This window comes from Streptomyces sp. NPDC004838 (genome assembly GCF_053600955.1).
Genome location: NZ_JBSGAW010000024.1, coordinates 1 through 11,303, shown reverse-complemented (window position 1 = coordinate 11,303; position 11,303 = coordinate 1). Strand labels below are relative to the sequence as shown.

Annotated in this window: 7 protein-coding genes; 4 read left to right on the top strand and 3 right to left on the bottom strand. The window is 70.8% G+C overall.

What is annotated here, in order from left to right; translation table 11 throughout:
• The first annotated feature begins 20 nt into the window (after window positions 1–20).
• Entirely contained in the window at window positions 21–719 is a 699-nt protein-coding gene (locus ACWEFL_RS25020) for an alpha/beta fold hydrolase (RefSeq protein ID WP_451716583.1), read from the top strand.
• A 112-nt stretch (window positions 720–831) separates the two neighbouring features.
• Here ACWEFL_RS25020 and ACWEFL_RS25015 read toward each other — a convergent pair whose 3' ends face one another.
• Both ACWEFL_RS25015 and ACWEFL_RS25010 read right to left on the bottom strand, forming a co-directional pair.
• Window positions 832–3,171: a sigma-70 family RNA polymerase sigma factor gene (locus ACWEFL_RS25015; RefSeq protein ID WP_451716581.1), complete on the bottom strand. Its 2,340-nt coding sequence runs from the start codon at window positions 3,169–3,171 to the stop codon at window positions 832–834.
• A gap of 677 nt (window positions 3,172–3,848) precedes the next feature.
• Window positions 3,849–4,673, bottom strand: coding sequence for a TetR/AcrR family transcriptional regulator (locus ACWEFL_RS25010; RefSeq protein ID WP_451716579.1), 825 nt, complete (start codon window positions 4,671–4,673; stop codon window positions 3,849–3,851).
• A gap of 326 nt (window positions 4,674–4,999) precedes the next feature.
• Between ACWEFL_RS25010 and ACWEFL_RS25005 the strand changes: the two genes are divergently transcribed.
• Together ACWEFL_RS25005 and ACWEFL_RS25000 are read left to right on the top strand one after the other, a co-directional pair.
• A complete protein-coding gene (locus ACWEFL_RS25005; RefSeq protein WP_451716577.1) occupies window positions 5,000–6,688 on the top strand; it encodes an NAD(P)/FAD-dependent oxidoreductase in 1,689 nt (562 codons plus the stop codon).
• 211 nt (window positions 6,689–6,899) lie between these two features.
• The gene (locus tag ACWEFL_RS25000; protein WP_451716575.1) at window positions 6,900–8,819 is read left to right on the top strand and encodes a SpoIIE family protein phosphatase; all 1,920 of its coding nucleotides are present in this window, start codon (window positions 6,900–6,902) and stop codon (window positions 8,817–8,819) included.
• 48 nt (window positions 8,820–8,867) lie between these two features.
• On the opposite strand, the gene ACWEFL_RS24995 is transcribed toward ACWEFL_RS25000, so the two are convergent.
• Window positions 8,868–10,133 (bottom strand): MFS transporter, encoded by a 1,266-nt coding sequence (locus ACWEFL_RS24995; RefSeq protein WP_451716737.1) that lies wholly within the window; start codon window positions 10,131–10,133, stop codon window positions 8,868–8,870.
• A gap of 145 nt (window positions 10,134–10,278) precedes the next feature.
• On the opposite strand from ACWEFL_RS24995, the gene ACWEFL_RS24990 reads away from it, so the two are divergent.
• Window positions 10,279–10,857, top strand: a complete 579-nt coding sequence (locus ACWEFL_RS24990) for a MarR family winged helix-turn-helix transcriptional regulator (protein WP_451716574.1) — start codon at window positions 10,279–10,281, stop codon at window positions 10,855–10,857.
• The last annotated feature ends 446 nt before the right edge of the window (window positions 10,858–11,303 follow it).

Sequence of the window (11,303 nt, the reverse complement as noted above, 5' to 3'; positions counted from 1 at the left end):
CCCTCCGTTACGGTGCGGGCATGTCGAACTTCATCTTGGTCGCGGGCGCGTGGCTCGGATCGTGGGCGTGGGACGCTGTGGTGCCCACGCTGCGTGAGGCCGGTCATGGCGTTCACCCGCTGACGCTGTCCGGGCTCGCCGACAAGCGGGCCGTGCCCGTCGGGAAGCAGACTCACATACGGGACATCGTCGACGAGGTCGAGCGCCTCGATCTACGCGATGTCGTGCTGGTCGGACACAGTTACTCGGGCATCCCGGTCGGCCAGGCCGCCGGGCGGATCGGTGACCGACTGGCCCGAGTGGTCTTCGTCGACTCCGCCGTGCCGGCCGAAGGCGAGTCGTTCGTCTCCACCTGGTGGGAGGGCCCGGCGAAGCTGGAGGCGGCCATCGCCGGGAACGACGGTCTCTGGGCGCCGCTGACCGAGGCCGACTGCGCCGGTCAAGGGCTCACGGACGAGCAGATCGCCCGGATCGTGGGCGGATCGACGCCGCATCCGGGAGCCTCACTGGCCGACCCGGCCGTCCTGGCCCGGCCGCTCGGCGAACTCCCGACGACGTATGTGAAGTGTCTGCTCGACGGTCCGGAGCCGAGCGACGACGTGGCCGACCTGTTGAGGGGCGATCATTGGCGGTTGGTCGAGATGGACACCGGCCACTGGCCGATGTTCTCCGAGCCGGACGAGCTGGCACGGATCCTCCTGGACGCGGCCGAGCACTGACCGCGGGCCCGCGGGCCCATGCCATCACGCCGCCGCCACGCCGCCGCCGTACCCATGCGTACGGAGGCACGCGTACGGACGCATGCGTACAGACGCATGCGTACCGATCACCTCACCCGCAACTGATCCGCGACTCCGCCCATCCCGCCAGCACCAACGCGTCGAGCGGCTTGTGCGGTTCCACCACCAGGCGGATCTTCTTCTTGCCCGAGATCGCCACGTGGACCGTCCTCGCCGGGTCGCCGCCGCGGACGACGGGGGAGCGCCACAGACGCGTACCGTCCCCGTACACGGAGAACCGCATCGCACCCAGCCCCAGCGCCAGGTCGTCGACGCCGACCTTCGCGTTGTACGTGGAGCACGCGCGGTTGAGCTGGATCGTGATGGACGACCGTCCGTGCACGGTCACTCCGTGGGCGTAACTGTCGCCGCCGATCGACATGCTCGTCCGCTGCCAGAGCCAGGTGCTCTCGGCCAGCACCACCTCGGGACCTGTCTGGTCGCCGAAGATGCTGTACTTCAGCCGGTTGAGCTGGTAGACCTCCGGCTCGGGCTGAGGCCGCGTCGGTGGTTCCGAACTCGGCTCGGGGGGCGTCGGCTTGGTCGCGGGCGGGCTCGACCCCGTCGGCACGGCGGGATCGGAGCCCGATGGCGCCGGTTCCGACGGCGTCGTCTTCGACGGGGGGACCGACGAAGGATTCGGTGTACCACCCGGCGTCGCCTCTGCGGACGACCCCGGCACGGGCTTGTCCGGACCGGCGCCGGGACCAGCTCCAGGCCCAGCTCCGGGCCCAGAACCAGCGCCGGGCCTCGGCGCGGGCTTCGCTCCGGGCGGCGCCGGCTGCTCCGGATCCTCGGGCGGCGCGGGATTCCCCGGCTCGGCGGGACCGCCGACCGCCGGCTTCGCCTCCGAATCGGCCGCGGGCTGAGGCGCGCCCGTGAGCGCGAACACCATTCCCGCCGCCGCCGCGATGGCCAGCGCCGCACCGATGCCGACCTTGACCGGCGTGCCCAGCCCCTCGGAGGCCGCCCCGCCCGCCGCTCCGCCGGCCGCCCCGCCCGCCGTTCCAGCGGAGCTCCCCGCCACGCTTCCCGTGGCGGCGGCGGCCGCCCCCGCTCCTGCCGCGCCCACGACACCACCGGCGGCGACTCCCGCCGCCTTGAGCGAGTAACCGACCGCGAACCAGCCGAGGACCGCGACCGGCAGCAGCGCCGGAATGCCGGCGTTCACATGCTCCAACTCGCCTGCCGCCACCCGGCACTTCGCGCACTCCTCCAGGTGCTTGCGCAACCCGCGCTCGGCCCGCATCCGCAGCCCGCCACGGGCGTACGCGCCCAGCCGGTCCGCGTAACGGGCACAGTCCCCGCCAGCGGTCAGGGAGGTGCTGACATGAGCCTGGAGGTACGCCTGCTTGAGCCCCTCACGGGCCCGGCTGGCGAGTACCGCGGTGGCATTCGCGGTCAGGCCGAACAGCGGCGCGACCTCGCTGGGCGACTCCTCCTCCACGGTCGTGTGCCACAGAACCGCCTGCCACCGCTCGGGCAGCGACCGGAACGCCTGCATGGCCAGCGACCGTTCCGCCTCGTGCATCGCGCGGACATCGGCTCCCAGGCCGAGGGTGTCATCCGTCGCGACATCCGTGCTGCGCTCGGCCTCGGCGGCGAACACGGCGAAGTCCTCGACCAGTTGCTCCCGCTTCGCGGTCTTGGTCCAGGTCGCGGCGACCCTGCGCACCGTGGTGAGCAGATACGCCCGTACCGCCTGCTGCGGCCCCGCGCCTCCACGAACGGCCTGAAGGGTCCGCGCGAACACCTCGGCCGTCAGATCGTCGGCCGTGTGCGCGTCCCGGCAGCAACCGCGCGCGTACCGGCGCACGGCATCGGAGTGCCGCCGGAACAGTTCCTCGTACGCGCTGTTGTCGCCGTTGCGCATCCGCTGGATCAACTCGGCGTCCGCCGGCACCGGCTCACGCGGCGGCGGAAGCAGGGAGGCCCCGCCCTCGCGCTGCTGGGGCACGGCATGGCTCTCCACGCCGGGACCGTGAGGGCCGCTCATACGGGCCGCGCCGCCGGAGGACCCGGACGAGGCGCCGGAAGTCCCGGACGAGGCGCTGGGGACGCCGTCCGCCCAGCCGCTCCCCGACGCGGAGTCGTCCGCCTTGAGGCCGCTCGTCCCCTGCGTGGGAACCGAGTACTCGGAAACCCCCGTGCCCGCCGAGCCACTTGACCCGCTTGAGCCCGCCGCCCCGGCCGGATCGGTCTTGCGGGCCGCTCCGGAGAACCCGGCCCCTGCCCTGGGGCCTGCCCCGGAACCGGACGCCGACCCGGACGCCGACCCGGAACCACTGGGCCCGACTTGTCCTGGGGCCTGTCGCGATGGCGCCCCGACCGGGCCCCCGTCGTCCCCGGCACCGGGTGACCGGTCCCGCGCGTCCTGCCCGTCACCGCTCATAGCGGAAGCCCTCGTTCATGGCGGAAGCTCCCGTCAGCACCCTCAGACACGAACACCGGGCCAGCGTGCCACACGGTGAGAGCGCATCAAGACCTCTGTCTGTGCCAACCACTCATCCGGGGAGTTCTGTCGAATCCGTGCGCTATCCATCACCCTTTAGTGTATGGCTCAATTACTTGTCATGGTGACCCGGCCCCCGCCTCCAGGCGACCCGCAGGCCGCGGAGCGCGGTCCCAACCGGCCCTCGGCGGAGGCCGGTTCGGGGATCACCGCGGAAGCCGGACTCCACAGTCGGCCCCCGAGAGGCAGGAGCCCACCGGGCGCCGCGAAGCCATGGAAGGCCATCGGGGGCGGTCGGGCCGCCGGAGCCGGGAAGCGAGGGACGGTCACGCCGCAGAGGGCTCGGCGTCGACACCGCGGCCGGTACCGAAAGCCACTGAACCCCGGCCTGCCAAGCTCCGGCCTGCCAAGCCCGAAGCCCGCGGTCAGACCCGAAGCCCGCGGCCAGGCCCTGCCCAGGCCCGAGCGCCCGCCCGGCCACCCGCCACCCCGTCGGCCGGGGGCAGAGCCCAGCCGGTCAGGAGAAGGCCCAGGGCACAGCACACCCCCGGTCCACAGCACACCCCGGTCCACGGCACACCGTCACCGTCACGGTCGCCGTCACCGCCGTACCGGCCCTACCTGGACCGCAGCCCCTCCAGCAGGATGTCCAGCAGCCTCGCCGACGCCGCCGCCTGCTGCGCCGCGTCCGGCAGCGCGGGCGCGGCCGTGGCTATGACCAGCAGTACATCCGCCACGGTGACATCGGTGCGCAGCTCACCCGCCGCGCGCGCCCGGTCGACCAACTGCCCCACCACTTCGAGCAGATCGCCCGCACCGCCGTCGTCCAGATCCTGAGCCGACGCTGACGAGGCCGAACGCTGCCCGACGATCCGCAGCTCGGGAACGGGACCAGGGGCCTGAATCCCCGCCCGCTGATGCGGCACCCGCGCCTCGTCCCCCGCGACGGCCGTCGACTCGTCGGAATCCACGCCCACGCGCAGCACCTGAGGCGGCAGCAGTCGCCCGGCGCCCGAGGCCACCGACGTACGCAGGAAGCGGGAGAGGGCCGACCACGGCTCCTCCTCCTGCCCCAGAGCCGTACGCGCCTGCTCGGTCAGCCGGGAGGTCTCCTCCTCGGCTATCCGCCGCACGAGCACGTCCTTGCTGGGGAAGCGGCGGTACACCGTCCCCACGCCGACCCGGGCCCGGCGCGCCACGTCCTCCATCGGCGCTCCGTACCCCAGCTCGCCGAACACCTCACGAGCGGCCCTGAGCACATGCTCCAGATTCCGCTGCGCGTCCACCCGCAGGGGCGTCGAGCGGCTGGCCCCGCCCGATCCCGCCCGTCCGTTCCCTTCGCTGCTCACATGCCCACCGTGCCCGGCTGCTCCGCCGTGCCCGATCTGGCCGTCCGCGGTCGGCGACACGGCGGCCTGCCAATGAGAATCCTGAATGGTCATACACGTTCCCCCGGTCACTGAGTCTCCCCCCGGAGACCTCCCCACCTGGTCTGCCGGATGAGCCTTGGCCAGGCACCCCGACGAGGTACGAACATAGTTGAGCCAGGGTCAATTCAGAAGGGGGTAGTTCCGCACGGAGCGCCCCCCGATCGGAGCAAGGACCGGAACACTCCTGTTTACGCCCCCTGGCACCGCCCTCTCCACGCCACCTGACCTGCGCGCCTTCCCTATTTCTCGGGAGCGGCCCGGCGCGCGCCCAGTCCAAGCCTCCGGTCACACAATTTGCCGGGGCTGTGGACAAACGCCGGGGACCGTTGCCTCATGGGATGGTGACGGCTGCCAACTCCCAGGGCTCGACCCCCGGCTCCTCCCGGGGTTCCACCCCCAGCACCCAGGGCTCGACCCGCGGCACCCCGCCGCCGACCCGCGTCAACGGTACGCGCATTCTCGTGATCGGCGGTGGTTATGTCGGGATGTATGCGGCTCTGCATCTCCAGCGGAAGCTGAAGGGAGAGCTGGCGCGCGGCGAAGCGGAGATCCTGGTGATCACGCCCGACCCCTATATGACGTATCAGCCCTTTCTCCCGGAAGCGGCGGCCGGATCGATCTCCCCCGCCCATGTGGTGGTTCCCCTGCGGCGAGTTCTCGGCAAATGCCAGATCCTCATCGGCGAGGTCACATCCGTCGACCATGCCAAGCGCACCGCGACCGTCACCACGCTCGCCACCGCCGAGGAAGGCACGGGGGCCGTCGAATTCGCGTACGACGAGCTGGTCCTCGCGCCGGGTTCGGTCTCCCGCACCCTCCCGGTCCCCGGCCTCGCCGACTACGGCATCGGCTTCAAGGCGGTGGAGGAGGCCATCGGCCTGCGCAACCACGTCATCGAGCAGATGGACATCGCCTCCTCCACCCGCGACCCCGCCGTCCGGGACGCGGCCCTCACCTTCGTCTTCGTCGGCGGCGGCTACGCGGGTGTCGAGGCGCTCGCCGAACTCGAGGACATGGCCCGCTACACCTCGCGCTACTACCACAACATCAAGCCCGAGGACCTCAAGTGGATCCTCGTCGAGGCCGGCGACCGCATCCTCTCCGAGGTCGGTGCGGAGATGGGCACGTACGCCATCCGTGAGCTGCGCTCCCGCAACATCGACGTACGCCTGGAGACCCGGCTCGACTCCTGCGAGAACCGGATCGCCGTGCTCAGCGACGGCAGCCGGTTCCCGTCCCGTACGGTCGTGTGGACCGCGGGCGTCAAGCCCGCGCCCCTCCTCGCCGCCACGGATCTGCCCCTCGACGGACGGGGCCGTGTCCGCTGCACGGCCCGGCTCGCCGTCGCGGGGGCGGAACACGCCTGGGCGGCCGGTGACGCGGCCGCCGTCCCCGACGTCAGGTCCGTCGTCACGGGCGCGGAGTGCGCCCCCAACGCGCAGCACGCCGTGCGCCAGGCCAAGGTCCTCGCCGAGAACGTCGTCGCGTCACTGCGCGGTCGGCCCCTGAAGGAGTACGCGCACACCAACGCGGGCTCCGTCGCGTCGCTCGGCCTCCACAAGGGCGTCGCCCATGTCTACGGCCGCAAGTTCAAGGGCTACCCCGCCTGGTGGATGCACCGTATGTACCACCTCAGCCGGGTTCCCACCTTCAACAGGAAGGCGCGCGTACTCGCCGAGTGGACCCTCGCCGGGCTGTTCAAGAGGGAAATCGTTTCGCTCGGTTCGCTGGAGCACCCGCGCGCGGAGTTCGAACTCGCCGCGGGCGGCAGACACGGACTCCACCTCAAGGCCGACGGCCCGCAGCCCGGCGGTCCGCGAAGAAGCACCAGGACCGACCGAGCGAACAGCCCCGGAAGCGACCGAGCGAACGGCACCGGAAGCGACCGAACGAACAGCCCCGGAAACCGTCCTGGGGACAGCGCCGGAAACAGCCCCGGGAAACGCCCTGGTGCACCGGAAAACGGCAGCGACCCCACCGATCGATCCGATCGTCACACCGATCCCACGGACCCCAGAGATACCTAGTAGACGCCCAGTCGACACCGACTGTCAGTCCGTTCGGTCACACTGGACGTGTGACCATAGGTGGGCTCACATTTGCACAGAGTGACCCTCGTGACCCTTGGCGACAACCATTGAGGCTAGTAAGTCAGTGAACTTCACGCGTTGGAGCGCAAGGCTCCCCGGTACGCAGCGCCGCGCGGCAGCGCGGAGGACCGACCGCGGGATCTTTCCCATGACCCGGCCGGTCCAGCGGGGAGAGAGCAGGGCGGAAGCCCGTGACGAGGACCGGAAGGAATCCACGGAGAGCGCGGAGAGCACGGAGAACACGCGGGGCCCGTGGAGCGGGGAGAACGGCGGAGAGCGCACCGGGGAGCACTGCGGAAAGTACGACGAGGGCCACGCGGACCACGCGGACCACCCGGCCGATCGCGGCACCGACCACCGCCCCGCAGACGGCCCTGAAGCAGGCCCCGACGGCGAAGCCGACCCCGGGACCGGCCGACGAGCCGACCGGAGCGCCGATCAGGGGATCGGCCCGCGAGTCGGCCACCATCCGGAACACCGCGCGGAATCCCGAGGCGAGCGCCCCGTTCCCGCCGCCCGCGCCGAGCGCGAAACGCGGCCGGCGTCCCCCGCGCCCGCCCTGGAGGACTTCCCGTCCCACGAGATCCTCGGCCGCCTGCCCGCCCTCGTCGCTCTGTTGTACGGACCCGAGCACCGCATCGCGTACGTCAATGACGCGTACGCCACCGCCTTCGGCCCCCGCCCCGTCGGCAGCATCGCCGCCGTCTCCTGCCCCGAACTGACCGAGCTGGGCCTGCCTCCGCTCATGGACCAGGTCCTGCGCAGCGGCAAGCCCCGCACCGTGAAGTCCCGCAGGATCCCCGACGCCGGCTCGTACACCGTCACCTGCCTGCCCGTCGAGATCCCCAAGGAAAGCGGCGGCAGCGGGCTCCTCGTCTTCATCGCCGACGTCACCGACCACGCCGAGGCCGCCGAGCGCCTGCGCGCCAGCGAGCGCCGCCAGCGCGACACGGCCGTCACCCTCCAGAGGTCCCTCCTCCCGCAGAAGCTGGAGCAGCCCGACGATCTCCAGGTCGCCGCCACCTACCAGCCGGGCGGCGAGGACGCGGCGGTCGGCGGCGACTGGTACGACGTGATCACGCTCGGAGGAGGGCGCACCGCCCTGGTGATCGGCGATGTGATGGGCCGCGGAGTGCGGGCCGCGGCCGTCATGGGCCAGCTCCGCACCGCGGTACGGGCCTACGCCCGCCTCGACCTGCCGCCGCACGAAGTGCTCCAGCTGCTCGACGGCCTCGCCTCCGAGATCGACGCCAGCCAGATCGCCACCTGTGTCTACGCGGTCCACGATCCGAACGAGGGCCGGCTCGTCTACGCCTCGGCGGGCCATCTCCCCGTCCTCGTCCGCGACGCGGACGGCACGGTCCACCGCGCCGAGGACCCGACGGGCCCGCCTCTCGGCACCGGCGGCTGGCTCCACACCTCGGGCGCCATCGACCTCCCGCCCGGTTCCAGCGCCGTCCTCTATACAGACGGTCTCGTCGAGCGGCGCAGCGAGGACATCGACGAGGGAGTCGCCACGCTGGAGCGCGCCCTGGCCGGGGCGACCGGCACCCCGCAGGTCGTCTGCGACCGGCTGATCCGTGCCATGGGCATCACCGCCGACCACGACGACGACGTCGCCGTGCTGGTCGTCCGGCACCCGTCGCGTACAGGAGTGGCCGCCGAACTGTTCCACAACGCGGCGCTCGAACTGCTCGGCGGCGTCGAGGCGGCGTCGCGCGCCCGCGCCTTCGCGTCCGGAGTCCTCGCCTCCTGGCGCTTCTCGCCGGAGCTGCACGACCTGGGCGTCCTGGCGACCAGCGAACTGGTCGCCAACTCCCTCAAGCACGGCACCCCGCCCATGCGCCTGCGGCTCCGCCGCACCGACCGCCGCCTGATCATCGAGGTCACGGACGGCGACGATCACCTCCCGCGCCCCCGCCGCGCGGAGACGGAGGACGAGGCGGGCCGCGGGATCTCCATCATCGCGGCGATCGCCTCGTCCTGGGGAAGCCGCCGGACCCCGGGCGGCGGCAAGGCGGTCTGGTGCGAGTTCGCCCTGCCCGTACATCCCGCGCAGCATCTGTAACCCTGTGCCCCGCGGCAGCCCTGTAGCCCGCGGCCCGAGCGGTACGGGTTACGCCGCGGCCTTCACCGGTTCGGCGGGCTGGTACTGGGCCACCACCCGCGTCTTCTCCGCGGCGGAGGGCTGGTCCTGTGCGGGGGTGAGATGCCGTCCCAGCCGTAGCGCCAGCACCGTGATGCCCAGCGAGAACAGTACGAACGTCACGATGTACGGACCGTGCAGCGCGGCCCCCATCGGCCCGCCGACGGCCGGACCGATGGCCAGCGCGAGCTGCTTGACCAGCGCGAACGCGGAGTTGTACTGGCCCACCATCGAATCCGGGGCCAGATCGACGACGAGCGGCGCGACGGTCGGCGCCAGCATCGCCTCGCCGAGCCCGAAGAGGGCGTACGTCGAGATGAAGGCGGCCGTCGCCATGGCCTGGCTCGACGCGCCGAGCCCCGCGTATCCGGCAGCCGCCCATGCGACGGCCCAGATCAGACCCACCGCGGCGATCACTCGCGTCCTCTTGTGGCGGTCGACGAACCGCAGGATCACGAACTGCGCGATCCCGATCACGGCGGTGTTCGCGGCCAGCGCCGTACCGAACATCGAAGGCTCGATCCCGGCGGCCTCGGTGCCGTACGCGGAGAGCCCCGACTCGAACTGTCCGTAGCAGGCGAAGAAGAGGATGAACCCCAGAATGCTCAGCCGAACCATCGCCTTGTGCCCGAGCAGTGCCTTCATGCCCCCACCGGCGGGTGCCTGCGGAACCGGCCCCTTGAGGGGAGCCGGGCGCGACAGCCTGACCGAGAGCACGATTCCGGCGAGCACCAGGAACATCACGGACTCGATGCCGAACAGCAGGCTGAAGGTGCCGGGACGGCTCTTGTCGACGATGTTCCCGCCGATCAGGCCACCGATGCCGAGGCCCAGGTTCTGCAGGAAGAACTGGAAGGCGAAGGCCCGCGTACGGGTCGTGGCGTCCGACGACCAGACGATCATCGTCGCGAGGGCCGGCTGTGTCACGGCCGTACCGGCGCCCAGCAGCGCGGCGGAGAGAACCACGGTCACCGTGTCGGCGGAGAGCCCGAACGACAGCGCTCCCAGCGAGGCCACCACCGAGGCGCCCACCAGGACGGGCTTCGGCCCCCGGCGGTCGATGACCCGCCCGACGAACGGCAGGGCGACGAGCGCGGCCATCGCGAAGACGCCGATGACGACACTCGCCGTCGTCGAGCCAAGATCCCGTACGTACGCCACATAGATGTACAGAAACGGAACCGTGAATCCGAGTCCGAACGCGCTCAGCGCGCTTCCCGCCTGGATCCGGCGCATCGCTGCACCCATCTCCCTGGTCACACTCACCTGCCTCATCAAGCCGAAGGAGTGAAGTTTCAACACTTCAACGCTAAAGTTAGAGGCTTAACAATACATGTCGAAGGACTTCAACGCCAATGAACGTCATGCGATACTCAGGGGCATGCCTACCGCGAGCCCCGAGGACCCAGTAGCTCCGGCCCGGGTCCCCGACCCGGAGCCGAGCCTCGACGAACAGATCGCCGCGTACCAGCGCGAATACGGCGATCTGGACCCCCAGGTCGAGAAGGTCGTCTCGGCCCTCGGCCGCCTCAACCGGCGCATGAACGTCGCGTACGGCCGCCAGGTCGCCGCCCTCGGCATCAGCAACGCCGAGTGGGAGGTCCTCAAGAGCCTGGTCCTCTCGGGCTCCCCCTACCGCATGGGCCCTGGCGAACTCGCCAAGCGGCTCGGCCTCACCCCGGCCGCCATGACCCATCGCATCGACCGGATGGCAGGCGAGGGCCTCGTCACCCGCGACCGCGACGAGAACAACCGGGTCCGCGTCATCGTCGAGCTGACGGACGAAGGCCGTACGAAGTGGCTGGAGGCCATGCGCATGGCCACGATCTTCGAGGAGGACCTGCTCCAGGACCTCTCATCCGAGGAGCGCGTGGTTCTGGGCGAGCTCCTGATCCGCGTCCTGCGCCGCGTCGAGCACACCCAACCGGACGCGGGCGGCCGCCTCACGGACTTGGACTAGCCGGGCCCGACCGGGATCCACCAGATGTGCCCTGACCGGTTTGGCGCGCGGGCAACGAGGGAAGTTGACACGCCCTCCATCGTTCCGTAAGGTTCTTCGAGTTGTCACGGGACCGGAACGGCCCCGCGATGAACACTCCCGCCGCTGATGCGGCACCCAAAACTCTGCACGATCCCCCAGCCGGGATGAATTTCGGCATGCCGAAATTCGTTTCGAAAAGACCCGATTAGGAGTCGCCGGGGAAATCCGCTAGAGTTTTGAACGTCGGAACGGCCGAAGGGTCGGAAAGACAACCCGATTTCGACCGGGAATCAGGCCCGAAAGGATCTGATAGAGTCGGAAACGCAAGACCGAAGGGAAAAGCCCGGAGGGCCTGGAAGGGTCTGATGGAAGCGTCCGTTCCTTGAGAACTCAACAGCGTGCCAAAAGTCAACGCCAGATATGTT